The organism is Streptomyces sp. CB02261, assembly GCF_001905665.1.
Classification (GTDB): Bacteria; Actinomycetota; Actinomycetes; order Streptomycetales; family Streptomycetaceae; genus Streptomyces.
Genome location: NZ_LIVX01000010.1, coordinates 131,526 through 154,007, shown reverse-complemented (window position 1 = coordinate 154,007; position 22,482 = coordinate 131,526). Strand labels below are relative to the sequence as shown.

Annotated in this window: 21 protein-coding genes; 2 read left to right on the top strand and 19 right to left on the bottom strand. The window is 71.4% G+C overall.

The window, feature by feature from the left end:
• Positions 1-66 precede the first annotated feature (66 nt).
• The 4 genes from AMK29_RS29160 to AMK29_RS29145 all read right to left on the bottom strand — a co-directional run bounded on the left by AMK29_RS29160 (position 67) and on the right by AMK29_RS29145 (position 4,248).
• Positions 67-1,419 (bottom strand): replication-associated recombination protein A, encoded by a 1,353-nt coding sequence (locus AMK29_RS29160; RefSeq protein WP_073818621.1) that lies wholly within the window; start codon positions 1,417-1,419, stop codon positions 67-69.
• Positions 1,420-1,462: 43 nt separating this feature from the next.
• The gene (locus tag AMK29_RS29155) at positions 1,463-2,089 is read right to left on the bottom strand and encodes a vitamin K epoxide reductase family protein (protein ID WP_073818830.1); all 627 of its coding nucleotides are present in this window, start codon (positions 2,087-2,089) and stop codon (positions 1,463-1,465) included.
• Between the two features lie 178 nt (positions 2,090-2,267).
• Positions 2,268-3,530, bottom strand: coding sequence for a histidine--tRNA ligase (hisS, locus tag AMK29_RS29150; RefSeq protein ID WP_073818618.1), 1,263 nt, complete (start codon positions 3,528-3,530; stop codon positions 2,268-2,270).
• Positions 3,531-3,540: 10 nt separating this feature from the next.
• The gene (locus AMK29_RS29145; RefSeq protein WP_073818616.1) at positions 3,541-4,248 is read right to left on the bottom strand and encodes an MBL fold metallo-hydrolase; all 708 of its coding nucleotides are present in this window, start codon (positions 4,246-4,248) and stop codon (positions 3,541-3,543) included.
• A gap of 163 nt (positions 4,249-4,411) precedes the next feature.
• Here AMK29_RS29145 and AMK29_RS29140 point away from each other — a divergent pair, with 163 nt between their 5' ends.
• Both AMK29_RS29140 and AMK29_RS29135 read left to right on the top strand, forming a co-directional pair.
• On the top strand, positions 4,412-5,209 hold the full coding sequence (locus AMK29_RS29140; protein WP_073818615.1) for a peptidylprolyl isomerase: 798 nt from the start codon (positions 4,412-4,414) through the stop codon (positions 5,207-5,209).
• Positions 5,210-5,409: 200 nt separating this feature from the next.
• Entirely contained in the window at positions 5,410-6,639 is a 1,230-nt protein-coding gene (locus AMK29_RS29135) for a DUF349 domain-containing protein (RefSeq protein ID WP_073818613.1), read from the top strand.
• 65 nt (positions 6,640-6,704) lie between these two features.
• Here AMK29_RS29135 and AMK29_RS29130 read toward each other — a convergent pair whose 3' ends face one another.
• From AMK29_RS29130 to pgsA, 15 genes are all read right to left on the bottom strand, one after another.
• Positions 6,705-9,185, bottom strand: a complete 2,481-nt coding sequence (locus AMK29_RS29130; RefSeq protein ID WP_073818611.1) for a RelA/SpoT family protein — start codon at positions 9,183-9,185, stop codon at positions 6,705-6,707.
• A gap of 246 nt (positions 9,186-9,431) precedes the next feature.
• The gene (locus AMK29_RS29125; RefSeq protein ID WP_073818610.1) at positions 9,432-9,983 is read right to left on the bottom strand and encodes an adenine phosphoribosyltransferase; all 552 of its coding nucleotides are present in this window, start codon (positions 9,981-9,983) and stop codon (positions 9,432-9,434) included.
• On the bottom strand, positions 9,980-11,047 hold the full coding sequence (gene secF, locus AMK29_RS29120) for a protein translocase subunit SecF (RefSeq protein ID WP_073818609.1): 1,068 nt from the start codon (positions 11,045-11,047) through the stop codon (positions 9,980-9,982). The genes AMK29_RS29125 and secF overlap by 4 nt, the downstream gene beginning before the upstream one ends.
• Position 11,048: 1 nt before the next feature.
• Positions 11,049-12,830: a protein translocase subunit SecD gene (gene secD / locus AMK29_RS29115; RefSeq protein WP_073818603.1), complete on the bottom strand. Its 1,782-nt coding sequence runs from the start codon at positions 12,828-12,830 to the stop codon at positions 11,049-11,051.
• A 144-nt stretch (positions 12,831-12,974) separates the two neighbouring features.
• The gene (gene yajC, locus AMK29_RS29110; protein ID WP_073818601.1) at positions 12,975-13,445 is read right to left on the bottom strand and encodes a preprotein translocase subunit YajC; all 471 of its coding nucleotides are present in this window, start codon (positions 13,443-13,445) and stop codon (positions 12,975-12,977) included.
• Positions 13,446-13,610: 165 nt separating this feature from the next.
• Positions 13,611-14,699 (bottom strand): Holliday junction branch migration DNA helicase RuvB, encoded by a 1,089-nt coding sequence (ruvB, locus tag AMK29_RS29105; protein ID WP_073818599.1) that lies wholly within the window; start codon positions 14,697-14,699, stop codon positions 13,611-13,613.
• Positions 14,700-14,757: 58 nt separating this feature from the next.
• Positions 14,758-15,390 carry a Holliday junction branch migration protein RuvA gene (gene ruvA / locus AMK29_RS29100; RefSeq protein WP_073818598.1) on the bottom strand — a complete coding sequence of 211 codons (633 nt, stop codon included), beginning with the start codon at positions 15,388-15,390 and terminating at the stop codon, positions 14,758-14,760.
• Positions 15,387-15,950: a crossover junction endodeoxyribonuclease RuvC gene (gene ruvC / locus AMK29_RS29095; protein ID WP_073818597.1), complete on the bottom strand. Its 564-nt coding sequence runs from the start codon at positions 15,948-15,950 to the stop codon at positions 15,387-15,389. Before ruvC ends, ruvA begins: the two co-directional genes overlap by 4 nt.
• A gap of 143 nt (positions 15,951-16,093) precedes the next feature.
• Entirely contained in the window at positions 16,094-16,846 is a 753-nt protein-coding gene (locus AMK29_RS29090) for a YebC/PmpR family DNA-binding transcriptional regulator (RefSeq protein WP_030204558.1), read from the bottom strand.
• Positions 16,847-16,908: 62 nt separating this feature from the next.
• Positions 16,909-17,502 (bottom strand): pyridoxal 5'-phosphate synthase glutaminase subunit PdxT, encoded by a 594-nt coding sequence (gene pdxT, locus AMK29_RS29085; protein WP_073818595.1) that lies wholly within the window; start codon positions 17,500-17,502, stop codon positions 16,909-16,911.
• Positions 17,503-17,508: 6 nt separating this feature from the next.
• Positions 17,509-18,423, bottom strand: coding sequence for a pyridoxal 5'-phosphate synthase lyase subunit PdxS (gene pdxS, locus AMK29_RS29080; RefSeq protein WP_030204560.1), 915 nt, complete (start codon positions 18,421-18,423; stop codon positions 17,509-17,511).
• Between the two features lie 116 nt (positions 18,424-18,539).
• Complete coding sequence (locus AMK29_RS29075) at positions 18,540-19,082, bottom strand: hypothetical protein (protein WP_073818593.1); 543 nt, start codon at positions 19,080-19,082, stop codon at positions 18,540-18,542.
• Positions 19,083-19,465: 383 nt separating this feature from the next.
• Positions 19,466-20,617: a glycosyltransferase family 4 protein gene (locus AMK29_RS29065; protein WP_073818592.1), complete on the bottom strand. Its 1,152-nt coding sequence runs from the start codon at positions 20,615-20,617 to the stop codon at positions 19,466-19,468.
• On the bottom strand, positions 20,614-21,528 hold the full coding sequence (locus AMK29_RS29060; protein ID WP_443334082.1) for a phosphatidylinositol mannoside acyltransferase: 915 nt from the start codon (positions 21,526-21,528) through the stop codon (positions 20,614-20,616). The genes AMK29_RS29065 and AMK29_RS29060 overlap by 4 nt, the downstream gene beginning before the upstream one ends.
• A 5-nt stretch (positions 21,529-21,533) precedes the next feature.
• The gene (gene pgsA / locus AMK29_RS29055; protein ID WP_073818588.1) at positions 21,534-22,196 is read right to left on the bottom strand and encodes a phosphatidylinositol phosphate synthase; all 663 of its coding nucleotides are present in this window, start codon (positions 22,194-22,196) and stop codon (positions 21,534-21,536) included.
• Positions 22,197-22,482: the final 286 nt, after the last annotated feature.

Below are 22,482 nucleotides of genomic sequence, written 5' to 3'. Positions count from 1 at the left end.
TCCGCGGGGCGCCCTCGCACGGGGCCGGCCGACGGGCTGGGCGGCAGGAGTCCCGGGCCGCCGCTCCTACTCGTCGCCCTTGAGGCGGGCCCTCACCCGTTCCACCACGTCCGCGTATCTCGCCTCCGCGCCGTAGCGCGTCGGTTCGTAGTAGTGCTTGCCGTGGAGCGCGTCCGGGGCGTACTGCTGGGCCGCGATGCCGCCCGGGACGTCGTGCGGGTACACATAGCCCTGGGCGTGGCCGAGCTTGGCCGCGCCCTTGTAGTGGCCGTCGCGCAGGTGCGGCGGGACCGATCCCGCGAGGCCGTTCCGCACGTCCGCGAGGGCGGCGCCGATCGCGGTCGTCGCGGCGTTCGACTTCGGGGCCAGGGCCAGGGCGATGGTGGCGTGGCTCAGGGTCAGCGCCGCCTCGGGGAAGCCGATCATGGCGACGGCCTGCGCGGCGGCGACGGCGATCGGCAGCGCGTTCGGGTCGGCGAGCCCGATGTCCTCGCTCGCGGAGATCATCAGTCGGCGGGCGATGAACCGCGGGTCCTCCCCCGCCTCGATCATGCGCGCCAGGTAGTGCAGGGCCGCGTCCACGTCGGAGCCGCGGATCGACTTGATGAGCGCGCTGGCCACGTCGTAGTGCTGGTCGCCGTCCCGGTCGTACTTCACGGCCGCGCGGTCGACGGTCTCCTCGACCGTCTGCAGGGTGATCTCCGGCTCGCCCTTGGCGAGGGCGGCTCCCGCCGCCGCCTCCAGGGCGGTCAGGGCGCGCCGGGCGTCGCCGCCGGCGACGCGCAGGAGGTGGGCCTCGGCATCCTCCGGCAGGGTCACGGCGCCGCCGAGCCCGCGCTCGCCGGTGAGGGCCCGGGCCATCAGGCCGCGCAGGTCGTCGTCGGTCAGCGGCTCCAGGGTGAGGAGCAGCGAGCGGGAGAGGAGCGGGGAGATGATCGAGAAATACGGGTTCTCGGTGGTGGCCGCGATCAGCGTCACCCAGCGGTTCTCGACGGCGGGCAGGAGCGAGTCCTGCTGGGCCTTGGAGAAGCGGTGGATCTCGTCGAGGAAGAGGACGGTCTCCTTGCCGTAGCCGCCGACCGCGCGCCGGGCGCCGTCGATGACGGCACGGACCTCCTTGACGCCCGCGGTGATCGCCGAGAGCTCCACGAACCGCTTGTTCGTCGCCTTCGAGACGACGTAGGCGAGGGTGGTCTTCCCGATGCCGGGCGGGCCCCAGAGGATCACCGAGGAGGCGCCGGCGGGGCCGCCGTCCCCCTCGCCCACCAGTCGGCGCAAGGGCGAGCCGGGCTTGAGCAGGTGCCGCTGGCCCACCACCTCGTCGAGGGTGCGCGGGCGCATCCGGACGGCCAACGGGCTGCTGGACGGGTCCTTCTCCTGGCGGTCTTCGGCTGCTGCGGTAAAGAGGTCGGGCTCCACAGTCATGAAGCCTAGGTCACGGCACCGACAGCGCGGTCCGGCGTCAGCCGGTCCAGAAGTCCCACCAGCGGGTCAGGATCAGCATGCCGATGATCCCGATGTGCAGGACGGGCAGGATCCAGGTGAACTCGTCGAAGAAGGTCCTGAGGCCGCGGGGGGCCGGGATGACACCGCGGCGGACGTTGTGCGAGGTCACGTACCAGAACATGACGATGGTGGCGACCCAGGCCAGGCAGCACCACAGGCAGAGCGAGTTGATCTCGTAGAGCGACTGGTACATGAGCCAGGTGCAGAAGCCGACCCCGAAGAGCGTGCCTGCGTTGAGGCCGAGCCAGTACCAGCGGCGGTGGCGGGCCCCGGCGAGCAGGCCCAGACCGATCGCGACGACCATGGCGTACGTGACGAGGCCGAGCATCGGGTTCGGGAAGCCGAAGACGGAGGCCTGCTCGCTCTTCATGATGTTGCCGCAGGAGACGATCGGGTTGAGGCTGCACCCCGGGGTGAAGTTGGGGTCCTCGAGGAGCTTGAACTTGTCGATCGTGATGACCCACGCGGCGAGCACCCCGGCCGCTCCGGTGATCACGAGGAGCCAGGCGAGGGCCCGGCTCGCCCCGATCGTGCCGTCACCGTCCCGGTCGGACGCGGCCTGATCCACCGCTGCCTTCGTCATGTCGCCTTGTCCCTCGATCGTCCGCCTGTCGGCCACGGTCATTCTGCCGCACCGCGCCCCGCGTCCGCCGTTCGCCGGGGATAAGGAGACGACGGAGGGGCCCGGACCCACGCGCGTGCGTGGGTCCGGGCCCCTCCCGTCCGTACGGTCCGCCGGGCCGGCTCGGCCCTCCCGTCCGTCAGGCCAGCTTGGCCCGCACCGCGTCCAGGAGGCCGTCCACGGGGACCGCCTGCTGCTCGCCGGACTCCATGTCCTTGAGCTGCACGACGCCCTCGGCCAGGTCGCGCTCGCCGGCGACGACGGCGAAGCGGGCACCGGAGCGGTTGGCGTCCTTCATGGCGCCCTTGAGCCCCTTGCCGCCGAAGGAGAAGTCCGCGGCGATGCCTTCCCGGCGCAGCTCGGTGACCTTGCCGAAGAGCAGGCGGCGCGCCTCCTCGCCGATGGCCACGGCGAAGACGCTGGTGGCGGCGGGGAGGTCGAGCTCGATGCCCTCCGCCTCCAGGGCGAGGACCGTGCGGTCCACACCGAGTGCCCAGCCCACGGAGGGCAGCGCGGGGCCGCCGATCATCTCGGAGAGGCCGTCGTAGCGACCGCCGCCGCCGACCGCAGACTGCGAGCCGAGACCGCCGTGGACGAACTCGAAGGTCGTGCGGGTGTAGTAGTCGAGGCCGCGCACCAGCCGGCCGTCGTCCTCGAAGGCGACGCCGGCCGCGGTGATCAGGGCGCGCACCTCCTCGTGGTACGCCTTGCACGCGTCGCACAGGTAGTCGCCGAGGAGCGGGGCGCCGACGAGCTGCTTCTGCACGGACTCGCGCTTGTCGTCGAGGACGCGCAGCGGGTTGATCTCGGCGCGGCGGAGGGTGTCCTCGTCGAGGTCGAGCCCGCGCAGGAAGGACTGGAGGGCCTCCCGGTAGACGGGACGGCACTCCTTGTCGCCGAGCGAGTTCAGCAGGATGCGGAAGTTCCGCAGGCCGAGGGAGCGGTACGCCTGGTCGGCCAGGATGATCAGCTCGGCGTCGAGCGCCGGGTCCTCGGCGCCGATCGCCTCGGCGCCGACCTGCGAGAAGTGGCGGTAGCGGCCCGCCTGGGCCCGCTCGTAGCGGTAGTACGAGCCGGAGTACCAGAGCTTCACCGGCAGGTTCCCCTGCTTGTGCAGGTTGCCCTGGAGCGCGGCGCGCAGGACGGACGCGGTGCCCTCCGGTCGCAGGGCCAGCTCGTCACCGCCCTTGGTCGTGAGGGTGTACATCTCCTTGGACACGATGTCGGTGGACTCGCCGACGCCGCGGGAGAACAGCTTCACGTCCTCGAAGCCGGGGGTCTCGACGTAGCCGTAGCCGGAGTTCCGCAGCGGCGCGGCGATCGCCTCGCGCACCGCGAGGAACGTCGCGGAGCGGGGAGGCAGCAGGTCGTAGGTGCCCTTGGGGGCCTTGAAGGTGCTCACGAAAGTCTCGTCACATTCCTCGTCGGGGAGCGTCCGTGCTCCCGAGGCCGGCGGCCACGTCCCGCAGATAGGGGTTCGTGGCGCGCTCCTGGCCGATGGTCGTCTGGGGACCGTGTCCCGACAGCACCACGGTCGAGTTGTCGAGCGGCAGGCACACACGCGCCAGCGAAGCGAGCATCTCGTCCATGTCACCGCCGGGAAGGTCGGTGCGTCCGATGGAGCCGGCGAACAGCAGGTCCCCGGAGAAGAACACGGAGGGGATCTCCGTGGTCTCCGGCATCCTGAAGGTCACCGACCCCTTGGTATGACCGGGCGCGTGGGCGACGGAGAACTCCATACCGGCGAGCTTCAGCTCGGCGCCGTCGGCGAGTTCCCGCACGTCGTCGGGCTCTCCCACGGTCAGCTCGCCCATGAGCGGCATCCCGATGGAGCGGCCGAGGGCCTTCTCCGGGTCGCTCATCATGAAGCGGTCGGACGGGTGGATCCACGCGGGGACGTCATGGGCACCGCACACCGGGACGACGGAGGCGACGTGGTCGATGTGTCCGTGCGTGAGGACGACGGCGACGGGCTTGAGCCGGTGCTTCCTCAGCGTCTCCTCGACTCCCTGGGCGGCCTGGTGGCCCGGGTCGATGATCACGCACTCCTCGCCTGCGGCGGGGGCGACCAGGTAGCAGTTGGTCCCCCAGGCCCCTGCGGGGAAGCCTGCAATCAGCACGTCTCGTCCTTGGTCGTCGTCCGGCGGCGGGCGCGTAAATCACGGGAATGACGGGATTCAGCAGATCAGAGCCTACCGGCGGTGCCGCTTCCACAGCCAACCCGTATACGGTACGGGCACATCCGGCCAGGACAGGAACAGACGAGCGACAGGAGCGGAACCGGTGGTCACCAGCGATCAGCGGCGGCGGCAGCTTGCCAGGGAGAAGTACGCGCGGCAGCAGCAGCGGCGGGAGGAGAACCGGCGCAAGGCGAAGCGCCGCAACACCGTCGTCGCTGCCGCCCTCGCGGTGGTCCTCGCTGCGGGCGGCGCCGTGTACGCGTCCGTGGCGCTGACGGACGACAACTCCCCGAAGGGCTCGGACGACGTGGCGAGCGACGCGCCCACCACTCCGGCGCCCACGGGCAGCGAGTCGGCGAGCGCGGAGCCGAAGATGTCCGTGGACCCCAAGGGCACGTACACCATGGCCCTGAAGACCAACGAGGGTGACATCACGATCACCATGGACGCGGCGAAGACCCCGCGCACGGTGAACTCCTTCAAGAGCCTCGCCGACAAGAAGTACTTCGACGGGACCAAGTGCCACCGCCTCACCACCGGGGGCATCTTCGTGCTCCAGTGCGGTGACCCCAAGGGCGACGGCACCGGCGGCCCGGGGTACACCATCCCGGACGAGAACCTGGACGCCCTGGGCAAGGCGGGAGCGGGCGGCACGGTGACCTTCCCGGCCGGCACCGTGGCGATGGCGAACACCTCGCAGCCGAACACCGGCGGCTCGCAGTTCTTCCTCGTGTACAAGGACACCCAGCTGCCGCCGAGCTACACCCCGTTCGGGAAGATCGACGCGGCCGGCCTGAAGGCGGTCCAGGACGTCGCCGCCGCGGGTGTCGCGGACGGTGGCACGGACGGTGCTCCGAAGAAGGCCGTCACCATCGAGAAGGCGACCGTCGCGAAGAAGTGAGCCGGGCGTCCGCACCCGCGCGTGACCGTCGAATCTCGGTCGCGCTGAGTGCGGACAGCCGGGCCGCGGTTCGCCTAGATTGGCGTTGTGCAGCGTTGGGCCGTCGGCCGCGCTGCGGAAGGCGGGCGAGGCCCGCCGGGAAACTGTGGACGATGCCCGGGGGGTACGACCCCGCGACGGCATCATGGTGAGGAGGCGCTGTGAGCAGCGACCCGTGGGGCCGCGTCGACGAGACGGGCACCGTGTACGTGCGGACGGCCGAGGGTGAGAAGGTCGTCGGATCGTGGCAGGCCGGCACCCCTGAGGAGGCCCTGGCCTACTTCGAGCGCAAGTACGAGGGCTTGGTTGTCGAGATCGGCCTCCTCGAGAAGCGGGTGAGGACCACCGACCTCTCGGCGAAGGACGCCACCGCGGCGATCGAGCACATCCGGCAGCAGGTCGACGAGCACCACGCCGTCGGTGACCTCGCGGCGCTCGCGACCCGCCTCGACAAGCTGGTCGAGACGGTCGACTCGCGCCGCGAGGAGCGGAAGGCCCAGAAGGCCAAGCAGACCGACGAGGCGCGCGCCGCCAAGGAGAAGCTCGTCGCGGAGGCCGAGGAGCTGGCCCAGAGCGAGCAGTGGCGCTCCGCGGGCGAGCGGCTGCGGGCCCTCGTGGACACGTGGAAGGGCCTCCCCCGGCTCGACCGCAAGTCCGACGACGAGCTGTGGCACCGCTTCTCGCACGCCCGCTCGGCGTTCTCGAAGCGCCGCAAGGCCCACTTCGCCTCGCTGGACGCCCAGCGCGAGGACGCCCGCAAGGCGAAGGAGCGTCTGGTCGCCGAGGCGGAGTCCCTGTCGAACTCCACCGACTGGGGCACCACGGCGGCCCGCTACCGCGAGCTGATGACGGAGTGGAAGGCGGCCGGCCGCGCCCAGCGCGAGCACGAGGACGACCTCTGGAACCGCTTCCGCGGCGCCCAGGACGTGTTCTTCGCGGCGCGGGGTGAGGTCTTCGCCGAGCGGGACGCGGAGCAGACCGAGAACCTCAAGCTGAAGGAGGAGCTCGCGACCGAGGCCGAGAAGCTGCTGCCGGTGACGGATCTGAAGGCGGCGCGCGCGGCCTTCCGTTCCCTCAACGAGCGGTGGGAGGCCGTCGGCCACGTGCCGCGGGACGCCCGTCCCAAGGTCGAGGGCCGGATGCACACGGTGGAGCGGGCGATCCAGGAGGCCGAGGAGGCCGAGTGGCGCCGGACGAACCCGGAGGCACGCGCGCGTGCCGCGGGTCTCACCGGTCAGCTCCAGGACGCGGTCGAGAAGCTGCGCAAGCAGATCGACGCGGCCCGTGCCGCAGGCAACGACGCCAAGGCCGACAAGCTCTCGCGCGAGCTGGAGGGCCGCCAGGCCCTGCTCGACCAGGCTCTGAAGGGCCTGGAGGAGTTCGGCGGCTGACGCCGTGACCGTACGAGGAAGGCCCCCCGGCTCGCTGCCGGGGGGCCTTCCTCGTGGTGCCTGCCTCAGGGCCTGCGGGCCGAGGTGACGCGGTAGACGTCGTAGACGCCCTCCACGCCCCGCACGGCCTTCAGGACGTGGCCGAGGTGCTTCGGGTCGCCCATCTCGAAGGTGAAGCGGGAGGTGGCCACCCGGTCGCGGGAGGTCTGGACGGCCGCCGACAGGATGTTGACGTGCTGGTCGGAGAGGACCCGGGTCACGTCCGAGAGCAGCCGGGACCGGTCGAGCGCCTCGACCTGGATGGCGACGAGGAAGACCGAGGACTGCGTGGGGGCCCACTCGACCTCGAGGATCCGCTCGGGCTCGCGGGAGAGCGACTCCACGTTGACGCAGTCGCTGCGGTGGACCGATACGCCGCTGCCCCGGGTGACGAAGCCGATGATCGGGTCGCCGGGCACGGGGGTGCAGCAGCGGGCCAGCTTCACCCAGACGTCCTCGACGCCCTTGACGACGACACCCGGGTCGGCGCTGGAGCGGCGCTTGGACCGGCCCCGCGTCGGCATCGTGGCCTCGTCGATGTCCTCGGTGGCCGCCTCCTCGCCGCCGAGCGCCTGGACCAGCTTCTGCACGATGGACTGGGCGGTGACATGGCCCTCGCCGATCGCCGCGTACAGCGAGGAGATGTCGCTGTAGCGCAGCTCGTGGGCGAGGGTGACGAGGGAGTCGCCGGTGAGGATCCGCTGGATCGGCAGGTTCTGCTTGCGCATGGCCCGCGCGATGGCGTCCTTGCCCTGCTCGATGGCCTCGTCCCGGCGCTCCTTGGAGAACCAGGCGCGGATCTTGTTGCGGGCGCGGGGGGACTTGACGAAGCCCAGCCAGTCGCGGGAGGGCCCCGCGCCGGCGGCCTTGGAGGTGAAGACCTCGACCAGGTCGCCGTTGTCGAGGGTGGATTCGAGCGGCACGAGCCGCCCGTTGACGCGCGCGCCTATGGTGCGGTGGCCGACCTCGGTGTGGACGGCGTAGGAGAAGTCGACGGGCGTGGCGCCGGCGGGCAGGGCGATGACGTCGCCCTTGGGCGTGAAGACGAAGACCTCGTTGCGGGAGAGGTCGAAGCGCAGGGACTCCAGGAACTCGCTGGGGTCCTCGGTCTCCTTCTGCCAGTCGAGGAGCTGGCGCAGCCACGCCATGTCGTTGAGGTGGTCGTCCTTGCCGGCCTTCTTCGGCACGTCGGCGCGCACCTTGGAGGCGCCGGCGACGGCTTCCTGCTTGTACTTCCAGTGCGCGGCGATGCCGTACTCGGCGCGCCGGTGCATGTCGAAGGTGCGGATCTGGAGCTCGACGGGCTTGCCGTTGGGTCCGATGACCGTCGTGTGCAGCGACTGGTACATGTTGAACTTCGGCATCGCGATGTAGTCCTTGAACCGGCCGGGGACCGGGTTCCATCGCGCGTGGACGGTGCCGAGAGCGGCGTAGCAGTCGCGGACGGTGTCGACGAGGACACGGATGCCGACCAGGTCGTAGATCTCCGCGAAGTCACGGCCGCGGACGATCATCTTCTGGTAGACGCTGTAGTAGTGCTTGGGGCGGCCGGTGACGGTGGCCTTGATGCGGGCGGCACGGAGGTCGGTCTGGACCTCGTCGGTCACTATGGCGAGGTACTCGTCCCGCTTGGGGGCGCGCTCGGCGACCAGCCGGACGATCTCGTCGTACATCTTGGGGTAGAGGATCGCGAAGGCGAGGTCCTCCAGCTCCCACTTGATGGTGTTCATGCCCAGCCGGTGGGCCAGGGGCGCGTAGATCTCGAGGGTCTCGCGGGCCTTCTTCTCCTGCTTCTCCCGCTTGAGATAGCGCATGGTGCGCATGTTGTGCAGGCGGTCCGCGAGCTTGATGACCAGGACGCGCGGGTCCTTGGCCATGGCGACGACCATCTTGCGGACGGTCTCGGCCTGGGCGGCCTCGCCGAACTTGACCTTGTCGAGCTTCGTGACGCCGTCGACGAGGAGGGCGACCTGGTCGCCGAAGTCCCGGCGGAGGGTGTCGAGCCCGTACTCGGTGTCCTCGACGGTGTCGTGCAGCAGGCCGGCCATCAGCGTCGCCGGGTCCATGCCGAGCTCGGCGAGGATGGTGGTGACGGCGAGCGGGTGCGTGATGTACGGGTCGCCGCTCTTGCGCTTCTGTCCCCGGTGCCAGCGCTCCGCGACCTGGTAGGCCCGCTCGACCTGGCGGAGCGTGGCCGTCTCGATCTTCGGGTCGTTGGAGCGGACGATCCGCAGCAGCGGTTCGAGGACCGGGTTGTACGGGGAGGAGCGCTGGACGCCGAGCCGGGCGAGGCGGGCGCGGACGCGGTTGGACGAACCGCCCGAGCGGGCGGGCGGGGCCGGGGCGGGCCGGGCGGGGGCCGGGGCCTCGGCGGCGGGCGGTGCGGGCGCGGCAGGCGTGGGCCCCGTCTCCGCGGGCTTGTTCTGGGGCGTGCCGGTCCCCGGCGCGGCCTGGTCGGCCTTCGGGTCGGGCTGCGCGGCGGAGAGTGGCTGGGCCTCGTCTGGCAAGAGCGCTCCTCTGGGGTCCCCCCGGACGGAGTCTGAGGGAGGTACCGGGTCCCCCGGACAGGCCCGGAATGCCCATGGTATCGAGCCGGGAGTGCCGATGCGCACGCGGTGGCCCTCACCTGCGGGGGGCTCCGGCGGAAGGGGCTCCGACCTCGGGAAACGGCGACGGGCGCCTCGGGAGGTCCCGGGCGCCCGTCGTCGTATCCCCGGCCCTCAGGGGGGCCGGGGAGCGTCGGTCGTGGACGGTCAGACTCGGATGAGCGCCGTGAGCGGCGCCCCGTCCAGGGCGGGCTCCAGCCGGGCGCGGCCCGGGAGGAAGCCGAGCTCCATCAGGACCGCGACGCCCGCCACCTCGGCGCCCGCGCGGCGGATGAGCTCGATCGAGGCCTCGGCCGTACCACCGGTGGCGAGGACGTCGTCGATGACCATGACGCGGTCGCCCGCGGCCAGGTCCTCGGCGTGCACCTCGATCTCGGCGGTGCCGTACTCCAGCTCGTACGCCTGGCGGAGCGTGGCCCCGGGGAGCTTGCCGGCCTTGCGGACCGGGACGAAGCCCAGGCCCGCGCGGACGGCCACCGGGGCGGCCAGGATGAAGCCGCGCGCCTCGAGTCCGACGATCTTCGTCGCGCCGTGCGCGGAGCACAGCGCGGCGAGGGCGTCGGTGAGCGCGGTGAACGCCTCGGGGTCCGCGAGCAGTGGCGTGATGTCCTTGAACAGCACGCCCGGCTTCGGATAGTCGGGGACGTCGCGGATGCGGCTGAGCAGGAGTGCGGTGACGCCCTGGGCCTCGTCGGTCATCCTCGGTGCTCCTGCGCGCGGCCGCGGCGGCCGGCGCGGGGACCCACGACGGCGGCCTCCGCCCCGTCCGTGTACGGCCCGTCCGCCTGCTCGTCCCTGGCGGCGGCCCGCTTGGCGAGGATGCGCTTCCTGAGGGCCCTGATCGCCGGCTCGCGCTCCTTGAGGTCGGCGACGAGCGGGGTGGCGATGAAGATCGAGGAGTACGCACCGGCGGCGAGACCGACGAACAGCGACAGCGAGATGTCGTTGAGCATGCCGGCGCCGAGGACGCCGCCACCGATGAAGAGCAGGCCGGCGACCGGCAGCAGCGCGACGACGGTGGTGTTGATCGAACGGACCAGAGTGCCGTTGATCGAGCGGTTGGCCAGCTCGCTGTACGTGAAGCGGGTCTGCTTGGTGATGTCCTTGGTCTGTTCCTTCAGGGAGTCGAAGACGACGACCGTGTCGTACAGCGAATATCCGAGAATGGTCAGCAGACCGATCACCGTGCCGACCGTGACCTCGAAGCCCACCAGCGAGTAGATGCCCACGGTGATCGTGAGGTCGTGGATGAGGGCGATGAGCGCCGCGACCGCCATTCTCCACTCGAAGGCGATGGCCAGATAGATCACCACGAGGATCATGAAGACCCCCAGGCCGGTCCAGGCCTTGTTGGCGATCTGCTCACCCCAGCTGGGACCGACGAGCTCCGCCGCGATCTTGTCCTCGGGGACGTTCATGTCCTTGGCGAGCTCCGAGCGGACCTGGTCGGACTGCGCGGTGTCGAGGCCGCCGACCTGGATGCGCAGGGAGCCGTTGCCGAGCTGCTGGACGATCGCGTCGTGGCCGGAGGCCTCTTCCGCGAACTCCTGCGCCTGGCTGACGGAGACCTCCGACTTCGGGGTGGTGAAGACGGCGCCGCCCTGGAACTCGATGCCCATGTTGAGGCCGCGGACGGCCAGGGCGACAATGGCGGTGATCGTGATCAGGATGGACAGGCCATACCAGATCTTGCGGTTGCCGATGAAGTCGTAGCCGACCTCACCGCGGTGGAGCCGGGCGCCGAGATCGCCGAGCTTCGACATCTCACGCCTCCTTCGGGTCGACGGGGCCAGCGGCGGAAGCGGAGGCACGGCGGGTGCGGCGCAGCGGCGGCTTGGCGCCGAGACGCTTCGGGTCGAGGCCCGACCAGGCGTGGCCCTCGCCGAAGAACTTGGTCCGCGCGAGGAGCGTCATGACCGGCTTGGTGAAGAGGAACACCACGACGACGTCGAGCAGGGTGGTCAGGCCGAGCGTGAAGGCGAAGCCCTGGACCTTGCCGACGGTGACGATGAAGAGCACGGCCGCGGCCAGGAACGACACGAAGTCGGAGACCATGATGGTGCGGCGGGCACGCGGCCAGGCGCGCTCGACGGCCGGGCGGAGCGAGCGGCCCTCACGGAGCTCGTCGCGGATGCGCTCGAAGTAGACGATGAACGAGTCCGCGGTGATACCGATGGCGACGATGGCTCCGCAGACGGCCGGCAGGTTCAGCGCGAAGCCGATGGCCGGGCCGAGCAGGGCCATGATCACGTAGGTGAGGAGCGCGGAGACGCCGAGGCTGAGGATGGCGATCAGCGACAGGCCGCGGTAGTACGCGACCAGGTAGATGATGACCAGTCCGAGACCGATGGCGCCGGCGATCAGGCCGGCCTCCAGCTGGTCACCGCCGAGGGCGGCGGTGACGGTGTCGACGCTCTGCGTCTCGAAGGTGAGGGGCAGGGCACCGTAGGACAGGATGTTGCCGAGGTCCTGGGCCGACTGCTGGTTGAAGTTGCCGGAGATCTCGGCGCTGGCGCTGAGCGTCTGGCGCACCGAGGGAGCCGAGACGACCTCGCCGTCCAGGACGATCGCGAAGCGGTTCTGCGGGTCGGCCTGCGCCGACAGCTTGCTGGTGATCGCCTGGAACTTCTTCGAACCCGCGTCCGTGAAGTCCATGGTCACGATCCACATGCCGCGCTGCTGGTCGAGCGCGCCCTTGGCGTCGTCGACGTCACGGCCCTCGACCTCGGCCGGGCCGAGGAGGTACTTCGACCACACGCCGGGGGCGTCCTCGCCACAGGCGACGGTGGGCTCGGTCGGCTTGACTCCCTGGCCGGCGGCGGAGCGCTGCTTGGGGTCGAGGCAGTTCAGAGCGGAGAACTTCTGCTCGAGCGCGGCGGTGGCGGCGTCGGGCTTCGGGGTCGCCGAGGGGGTGCCGGTGGCCTTCGGCGTCGCGGAGGACGAGGCCGAGGCGCTGCCGGTGGGCGTGGGGCTCGGGGCCTTGAGGGCGTCGGTGAGCGCACGGCCCTGGGTGGAGGCGGTGGCCGTCGGGCTGGCCGGCTTCTCACCGACGGACGAGCCGGAGGTGGAGGCGGACGGCTTCGGCGTGGCCGAGGGGGAGCCGGAGGAGCTGGCGCTCGGCGCCGGAGCGGCTCCGCCGTTCGTCACCGCGAGAACGGGCCGGAAGTAGAGCTGGGCGGTGGTACCGACCTGCTCCCGGGCCTGCTTCTCGTTCGTCCCGCGAGGGATGTTGACGATGATGTTCTCGCGGCCCTGCGTCTGGACCTCGGCCTCGGAGACGCCGAGACCGTTGACACGGCGCTCGATGATGCCGACGGCGGTGTTCATGTTGGTCTCGTTGACCGCCGACTCCTGGCCCGGCTCAGCCTTGGCCTTGAGCGTGATCGACGTACCGCCGGCGAGGTCGATGCCCAGACGCGGGGTGGTGTGCCCCGACCAGAACATGCCGCCGGTGAGCGCGACCATGGCGATCAGGATGAGTGCCAGGGCGCGGCCCGGCCGGCTCTGTCCCCCCGCCGGCCTTCGGCCCTTCTTCGGTGCTGCCACCTGTCGTATCTCCCTGTCCAACCGTCTTCCGCCGGGTATGCGTGAGACGGCCACGAAGTGTGTGTGGGGACCTTCCCCCGCAGACGTGGAACCGTTCCGGGGACCGCGCGCGCCGGTGGGCGTGCGCGGAGTCCCCGGCCGCGACTACTTCGCGTCGGTCTCGCCGTCGGTCTTGCCGTCCTTCTGGCCTTCGGCGGCGGCCTCGGCCGGGTCCGACTTCTTCGTCAGATCGGCCTTGGGCTCCGCGTCCTCGGCGGTCTCCGTGCCGTCGGTGGCCCCGGTCAGCGACGAGGCGTCGTCCGGGACGACGGTGTCGGAGTCCGACTCCTCGTCGTCGCCGTGGACGATGCGGTTGTACTCGGAGTCCTGGAGGACGGCGCCGATGGCGTTCTTCGCGTAGACGGCGTGCACGCCGGGCGCGACCTCGAGGAGAACGGTCTCGTCGCCGATCTCCTTGACGGTGGCGTACATCCCCCCGATCGTGCGTACGCCGGTACCGGGCTGCATCTCGTCACGCATCTGCGCCGCCGCCTGCTGCTTCTTCTTGGCAGAGCGGGTCATCAGGAACATGGCCCCGATGAGGACGATGAAGGGGAGGAGGGTCACGATGCTCACGGGACGGGTTTCCTTCGCACGGTCGCGGAGAACCCGCGGCCTGATCTTCGGGGGTGGGCGCGCCGACCAGAAAGGGCGGCATCGGCGGAGTCTAGGCGAGTCCGCATCGATGGAACAACGTCCAGCATCGCACCCCGGTTCCTGTCCGGGCGAGTGTCAGCCCCGTCACGCCCCGAAGAGCCCCTGTTGTCCGCTTCCTGGCGCCGCCGGGCCCGCTGCCTGCGGCGGAACGAGTCCGAGGTGTGCCCAGGCCGCCGGAGTGGCGACCCGGCCACGGGGGGTGCGGGCCAGCAGGCCTTCGCGTACGAGGAAGGGCTCGGCGACCTCCTCGACGGTCTCGCGCTCCTCCCCCACCGCGACCGCGAGGGTGGAGAGCCCGACCGGTCCGCCGCCGAAGAGCTTCAGCAGCGCTTCGAGGACGGCGCGGTCGAGCCGGTCGAGGCCGCGGCCGTCGACCTCGTACACGCTGAGGGCCGCCTCGGAGATCTCCCGGGTGATCACGCCGTCGGCCCTGACCTGCGCGTAGTCCCGGACGCGGCGCAGCAGACGGTTGGCGATGCGGGGGGTGCCGCGGGAGCGGCCGGCGATCTCGGCGGCGCCGGCCGGGTCGATCTCGACGTCGAGGAGTCCGGCGGAGCGGTGGATCACCCGCTGGAGCTCGGCCGGGTCGTAGAACTCCATGTGGCCGGTGAAGCCGAAGCGGTCGCGCAGCGGGGGCGGCAGGAGCCCGGCCCTGGTGGTGGCGCCGACCAGGGTGAAGGGCGGGAGTTCGAGCGGGATGGCGGTGGCGCCGGGGCCCTTGCCGACGATGACGTCGACGCGGAAGTCCTCCATCGCCATGTAGAGCATCTCCTCGGCGGGCCGGGACATGCGGTGGATCTCGTCGAGGAACAGGATCTCGCCCTCCTGGAGGGAGGAGAGGATCGCGGCGAGGTCTCCGGCGTGCTGGATGGCGGGGCCGGAGGTGATGCGGATCGGCGCGTTCATCTCGGCCGCGATGATCATCGACAGGGTGGTCTTGCCGAGGCCGGGCGCGCCGGAGAGCAGGACGTGGTCGGCGGTGGCGCCGCGCTGGCGGGCTGCCTTGAGGACCAGGTCGAGCTGCTGGCGGACCTTCTCCTGGCCGACGAACTCGTTGAGGTCCTTGGGGCGCAGGGCCGCTTCGACGGCCTGGTCGTCGCCCTCGGCGGAGGCGCCGACGATGCGCGCCTCGGCGTCGGGGGCCTCGGCGGCGGTGTCGTCGTCCCAGTTCACGTGGATGCCTTCTCGTTCGTACGGCCGGGTCGGGCCGGTCGGTGGGTCAACGGGCGGGTCAGCGGGCCCGGTTGAGGGTCTGCAGGGCGGCGCGGAGCAGCTGCGGTACGGGGGCGGTGCCGGTCTCGGCGATGGCGGCCTCGGCCTGCGGGGCGACCGCGCCGACGGCCTCCTCCGCCTCCCGGCTCGCGTAGCCCAGGCCGATCAGGGCGGCGGTGAGCTGCTCGGTCCACGGCGCGGGTCCCGAGGCCGCGGCGCGCTGGGCGCCGACAAGGCCGCTGCTGCCGAGGGGGGCACCGAGCTTGTCCTTCAGTTCGAGGAGGAGTTTCTGCGCCCCCTTCTTGCCGATGCCGGGGACGGCCATGAGGGCCTTCTCGTCTCCGGTGGACACGGCGAGGCGCAGCGCGTCGGGGCTGTGCACCCCGAGCATGGCCTGGGCGAGGCGGGGGCCGACGCCGCTGGCGGTCTGGAGGAGTTCGAAGACCTGCCGCTCGTCGTCGTCGGCGAAGCCGTACAGGGTGAGGGAGTCCTCGCGGACGACGAGGGAGGTGGCGAGCCGGGCGTCCTGTCCGATCCGCAGGGCCGCGAGGGTTCCCGGCGTGCACTGGACGGCCATGCCGACACCGCCGACCTCGATGACGGCCGTGGTGGGGGCGAGGGCGGCGACCGGGCCGCTGACGAAGGCGATCATCGGGTTCGGCCTTTCACTGCGGTCGCCTGCCGGGCGACCGCCTGCTGGAGACGGTTCTGGGCGACGGCCTGCTGGAGACGGTTCTGGGCGGGGGCCCGCCAGATGTGACAGATGGCCAGGGCGAGGGCGTCGGCGGCGTCGGCCGGCTTGGGCGGGGCGGAGAGCCGGAGCAACCGGGTCACCATGGCGCCGACCTGGGCCTTGTCGGCGCGTCCGCTGCCGGTGACGGCGGCCTTGACCTCGCTGGGGGTGTGCAGGGCGACGGGGATGCCACGGCGTGAGGCGCACAGCATGGCGACGGCGCTCGCCTGGGCGGTGCCCATCACCGTACGTACGTTGTGCTGGCTGAACACCCGCTCCACGGCGACGAGTTCGGGTGAGAAGCGGTCGAGCCACTCCTCGATGCCTCGCTCGATGCCGACCAGCCGCACGCCGATGTCGTCGTCCGCCGCGGTCCGCACCACGCCGACGCCGAGCATGGTGAGGGGCCGTCCGGCGACCCCCTCGACGACGCCGACACCGCACCGGGTGAGGCCGGGGTCCACCCCGAGAACGCGCACTGTGCCCCTCCCTGGACCACTGTCGCTCAACTGTTTGTGCAGGCTATCCGCTGCCACCGACAACGCCGTACGAACGACAGCGGGCCGACGGGGGTGTGTCCCCGTCGGCCCGCTGCGGAACCGCGTCGATTCGACGGTCCGGATCAGGCGTCGACCTTCTCCATGACCTCGTCGCTGACGTCGAAGTTGGCGAAGACGTTCTGCACGTCGTCGCTGTCCTCGAGCGCGTCGATCAGCTTGAACATCTTGCGCGCGCCCTCCTCGTCGAGCTCGACCTGCATGGTCGGGACGAAGCTGGACTCGGCCGAGTCGTAGTCGATACCGGCCTCCTGGAGGGCGGTGCGGACCGCGACCAGGTCGGTGGCCTCACTGATGATCTCGAACGACTCACCGAGGTCGTTGACCTCTTCGGCACCCGCTTCGAGCACCGTCTCCAGGACGTCGTCCTCGGACAGCTCGCCCTTGGGGAGCACGACGACGCCCTTGCGGTTGAACAGGTACGAGACCGAGCCCGGGTCGGCCATGGAGCCGCCGTTGCGGGTCATGGCCACGCGCACGTCGGAGGCGGCGCGGTTGCGGTTGTCGGTGAGGCACTCGATGAGCACCGCGACACCGTTCGGGCCGTAGCCCTCGTACATGATCGTGGCGTAGTCGGCGCCACCGGCCTCGAGACCCGCTCCGCGCTTGAGCGCGGAGTCGATGTTCTTGTTCGGGACCGACTGCTTCTTGGCCTTCTGGACGGCGTCGAACAGCGTCGGGTTACCGTCCAGGTCGGCGCCGCCCGTGCGGGCCGCGACCTCGATGTTCTTGATCAGCTTCGCGAAGAGCTTGCCGCGCTTGGCATCGATCACGGCCTTCTTGTGCTTCGTCGTAGCCCATTTAGAGTGGCCGGACATCTGCCTGTCTCCTTCGCGTAACCCATTTCTGAACGAACCCCAGAGATCCTACCGGGATCGGATCAGCGTGCCGCGCGCACCATGTCGACGAACAGGGCGTGAATGCGGTGATCCCCGGTGAGTTCCGGGTGGAACGAGGTCGCCAGCGCGCGGCCCTGCCGTACGGCGACGATGTGACCCTCGTGCTCGGCGAGGATCTCGACCTGGGCGCCGACGGACTCCACCCAGGGGGCCCGGATGAAGACGCCCTCGACGGGGCCGTCCTCGATGCCCGCGACGGTGACGCCGGCCTCGAAGGACTCGTTCTGCCGTCCGAAGGCGTTGCGGCGGACGATCATGTCGATGCCGCCGAAGGTCTCCTGGCCCGAGCGCGGGTCGAGGATCTTCTCGGCGAGCATGATCAGACCGGCGCAGGTGCCGTAGACCGGCAGGCCGACGGCGATGCGCTCGCGCAGCGGCTCCGCCATGCCGAACAGCTCGGCCAGCTTGGAGATGGTGGTGGACTCCCCGCCGGGGATGACCAGACCGTCGATCTCGGCCAGCTCTTCGGGGCGCCGGACCGGCCTGGCCACGGCGTCCGCCGCGGCCAGGGCGATCAGGTGCTCCCGTACGTCGCCCTGGAGGGCCAGGACACCAATCACGGGAGTGCTGCTCATGGGTGCTTACCAGCCCCGGTTGGCGTAGCGCTCGGACTCGGGGAGGGTGTCGCAGTTGATGCCGACCATGGCCTCGCCCAGGTTGCGGGAGGCGTCCGCGATGATCTTCGGGTCGTCGTAGAAGGTGGTGGCCTTCACGATGGCGGCGGCGCGCTTGGCCGGGTCGCCCGACTTGAAGATGCCGGAGCCGACGAAGACGCCCTCGGCGCCGAGCTGACGCATGAGCGCGGCGTCGGCGGGGGTGGCGACGCCACCGGCGGAGAACAGCACGACCGGCAGCTTGCCGAGCTCGGCGACCTCCTTGACGAGCTCGTACGGCGCGCGCAGGTCCTTGGCGGCGGCGAACAGCTCGTTGTTGTCGAAGCCGCGCAGGCGGGCGATCTCGTTCTTGATCTGGCGCAGGTGGCGGACGGCCTCGACGACGTTGCCGGTGCCGGCCTCGCCCTTGGAGCGGATCATGGCCGCGCCCTCGGCGATGCGGCGCAGGGCCTCGCCCAGGTTGGTGGCGCCACAGACGAAGGGGGTCGTGAAGGCCCACTTGTCGGAGTGGTTGACCTCGTCGGCCGGGGTGAGGACCTCGGACTCGTCGATGTAGTCGACGCCGAGGGACTGCAGGACCTGGGCCTCGACGAAGTGGCCGATGCGGGACTTGGCCATCACCGGGATGGAGACCGCGCCGATGATCTCCTCGATCATGTTCGGGTCGGACATGCGCGCCACGCCGCCGTCCTTGCGGATGTCCGCGGGGACCCGCTCCAGGGCCATGACGGCGACGGCGCCGGCGTCCTCGGCGATCTTCGCCTGCTCGGCGTTGACCACGTCCATGATCACGCCGCCCTTGAGCTGCTCGGCCATGCCGCGCTTCACGCGGGCGGTGCCGGTCTCGGGAGACTGGGGGGAAACGGAAGGCGTGGTGGACACGGGGTACCTCACTCGTGACAACGGGGGTTGACGACTAGGTCGAGGAAACAGTCCACCTGCGGTCCACTGCAAGGGCCAATGTGGACCCGGTGGATCGTTTTCGCAGGTTACGGGTGTCAAGTCGGGCGATCGGCAAGGGCCACCGGCGGCTCGTCGTCCATTTCGAAGGCCAGCGGGAAGGGGGCGTGGCCCGCGAGCCGGAACCAGCGGACCGTGCGGTGGCGGCGCAGCGCGCGGGCGGCCCGCACGGCGTCGTTGTGGAAACGGCGGGCCATCGGCACCCGGCGGACGGCCTGGGCGAGCTCGCCCGCCGCCTCCTCGCCCCCCGGGGCCGCCTGGACGACCTCGACCTGCTCGGGCTCGCCGAACACGGCCCGCAGGGCCTGGCTCAGCTCGCTCTCGGCGACCTCGCGGTGGTCCTCCTCGGCCTGCCGGGCGGCGTGCGCGGCCTCGTAGAGCACGATCGAGGCGGCCGGATCGAGAATGCCGGAGGTGGCCAGCTCCTGGGTGACCGAGGCCCGGCGCAGCAGCTGCGCGTCCAGGGCCGCGCGGGCGGCGTCGATACGGGAGTGCAGCCGGTCGAGCCGTCCGGCGGTCCAGCTGAGATAGACGCCGACGAGGATCAGCGCGACGACGGTCCAGATGAGGGTTTCGGTCACGGGCGCACAGGCTACCGGGGCGGGGGCAGGACCTCTTCCCGGACGTCGCGGTCATGGGCGGACAGGACGCGGGCGGGGCGGCCGGCGGCGAGCTCGGCGAGCCGGTCCGGCCAGGGGCGGTACGGCGTGCCGAACTCGTAGGCCTGGCCGGCGAGGACGGTGATGCGATCGCCGCGTCGTCCCGCGTGCCCACCCGTCCCGCCCCAGCGGGACGATTGCCCACACGGGCGGGGGCAAGGCGCCCGCACCGGTCGGGCGGGCTCGGCGGGCGCGGGCCCGGGCGCAGCCGGGGCCACAGGCCCACGCGGGCCAGGGCCGGGCCCGGGGACCCGGGGCTACAGGCCCATGCGGGAGAGGGGCCGAGCCCGGGGACCCACCCGGGGCTACAGGCCCAGGCGGGCTCGGAGGCCTACTCGTTCGTCCGTGTCCACCGCCGCCGCGCCGTCCGTCACCGTCTCGTACACCGACAGGACATCCGCCCCGACCGTCGACCAGTCGAAGCGCCGCACATGCGCCGAGCCCCGGGCGCTCAGCCCGGCCCGTCGCTCCTCGTCGCCCAGCAGCCGGATCGCCGCGTCCGCCAGCGCGTCCGCGTCCTCGTTGGCGAAGAGGTCGCCCGCCGCGCCCTGGTCGAGGACCTGGGCGAAGGCGTCGAGGTCGGAGGCGAGGACCGGCGCTCCGGCCGACAGCGCCTCGACGAGGATGATGCCGAAGCTCTCCCCGCCGGTGTTGGGCGCCACGTACACGTCGACACTGCGCAGCAGCCGCGCCTTGTCCTCGTCGCTGACCATGCCGAGGAACTCCACCCGGGACCGCAGCTCGCGCGGCAGCGAGGCCACGGCCTCCTCCTCGTCCCCGCGCCCGGCGACGAGGAGCCGCGCGCCGGGCCGCTCGGTGAGGATCCTGGGCAGGGCCCGCATGAGGACCGGCAGCCCCTTCCTCGGCTCGTCGATGCGCCCGATGAAGCCGAGGGTCTCGCCCTGCCACTCCTTCTTGGGTTCGGCGCGGGCGAAGAAGTCCACGTCGACACCGTTGGGGATGACGACGGCGTCGCCGCCGAGGTGCTCCACGAGCGTGCGCCGCGCGTACTCGCTCACGGCGATCCGGGCGCTGATCTTCTCCAGGGCCGGCTGGAGGATCGGGTACGCCGCGATCATCGCCCGCGAGCGCGGGTTCGACGTGTGGAAGGTGGCCACGATCGGCCCCTGCGCGGCCCAGCAGGTCAGCAGCCCCAGGGAGGGCGAGGTCGGCTCGTGGATGTGGACGACGTCGAAGGTCCCGTCGTGGAGCCAGCGACGGACCCGGGCCGCGGAGAGGAAGCCGAAGTTGAGCCGCGCCACCGAGCCGTTGTACGGCACGGGGACGGCCCGGCCGGCGGAGACCACGTACGGCGGCAGCGGGGTCTCGTCGTCGGCGGGGGCGAGGACGGAGACCTCGTGGCCGAGCCGGATCAGATGCTCGGCGAGGTCTCGGATGTGGAACTGGACGCCACCCGGCACGTCCCAGGAGTACGGGCAGACGATGCCGATCCTCACGCCGTCCCGCCCTCCCGCTCCGGACGCGCTTCCAGGTCCGCGAGCCAGAGCCGTTGCAGCATGTGCCAGTCCTCCGGGTGTTCCGCGATGCCGCCGGCGAAGGCGTCGGCCAGCGCCTGGGTCATCGCAGACGTCTTCTCGGCCCGCGTACCCGACGGGGGTACGTCGACGGGCGGATGGATCCGCCCCTTCATGACCGGCGTCTCGTCGTACCAGAGCGTCGCCGGCATCAGCAGCGCGCCCGTCTGCAGGGCGAGCATCGCCGGGCCCCCGGGCATTCGCGTCTTCTCCCCGAAGAAGGTGACCTCGGTGCCGGAGGACGACAGGTCGCGGTCCGCGACCAGGCAGACCAGGCCGCCCGCCCGCAGCCGGCGCGCCAGGGTGCCGAAGGCGGAGCCGCCGGTGTGCGGGACGACCTCCATGCCGAGGGACTCGCGGTAGGCGACGAAGCGGTCGTAGAGCGTCTCCGGCTTGAGCCGCTCCGCGACCGTGGTGAACGGCACGCCGAGGGTGCGGGTCACCCACACTCCGGCCAGGTCCCAGTTGGCCAGGTGCGGCAGGGCGACGACGACCCCTCGACCGGCGGCGAGGCCCTCCTTCAGGTGATGGACGTCCTTGATCTCCACCCCGCGCTCGACCCGCTCCTTGCTCCAGGTCGGCAGCCGGAAGGACTCCATCCAGTAGCGCATGTACGAGCGCATGCCGGCCCGCGACAGCTCGGCGAGGCGCTCGGGCGTGGCGTCGGGCACCACGCGCGCGAGGTTGGCCTCGAGACGCAGGACGCTCGTGCCGCGCCGCTTCCACGCGATGTCGGCGATCCGCCGGCCGAGGGCCGTGGCCACCGGCTCGGGCAGCTTCTTGACGGTCGCCCAGCCGGCCCCGTACAGGCCGTCGCTCAGTCGGTCCTTCAGTGTGCTCACGTCGCCGCCCCGCTCCCCCCGGCCGCGGCGGCGTCCGCCTCGGCCGATTCCCGTCGTACGGTCACGACCCGCTGGCCCAGGGTGACGGCGCTGCCGACGGCCACGATCCACAGGGCGATCGGCAGCAGCACCTCGACCCCGGGCACGCCGAAGGTGCTCAGTCCGGCGAGGCCCGCGGCGACCAGGGAGATCACCAGGCGTTCGGCGCGCTCGACCAGGCCGTTCACGGCGACGGGCAGGCCGATCGACTCTCCACGCGCCTTGGTGTACGAGACGACCTGTCCGCTCGCCAGGCAGAAGATCGCCACGGCGCAGAGCACGTTGTCGTCGCCCTGGCCCGCGTACCAGAGCGCGAAGCCGCCGAAGATCGCACCGTCGGCGACCCGGTCGAGCGTCGAGTCGAGGAAGGCGCCCCAGCGGCTGGAGATCCCGGCCTGCCGGGCCATGTTGCCGTCGACGAGGTCGGAGAAGACGAAGAGGGTGATGACGATGGTGCCCCAGAAGAACTCTCCGCGGGGGAAGAAGACCAGCGCACCGGCCATCACTCCCGCCGTGCCGATGAGCGTGACCGCGTCGGGGCTGACGCCCCGCCGGAGCAGAAACGCGGCGAACGGTGTGAGGACACGCGTAAAAAATGCACGCGCGTACTTGTTCAGCATGGCCTTCCCGAGGTTCGGTGGGCCGCGCGGCCCCTACGACCACCGGCTCACCCATCGTAGCCACGCGCGCCCCGGCGTACGGGCGGCACCCGTCCCCGTCGCGTCGGCGTCCCTCCGGGGGCGCTGCCGAGTACGACGGACGGACGAGTGCGGGCGGAGCCGGGCGGGGCAGGCGCCGCCGCCGTGACGTATGGACGGGCCATGGCGTCGGTGCAAAGCTCGAAGGACCACCGCGGGCACCGCAGGAGCCGTACCGCGACACACCACTCCCCCGCGCCCGCGTCCC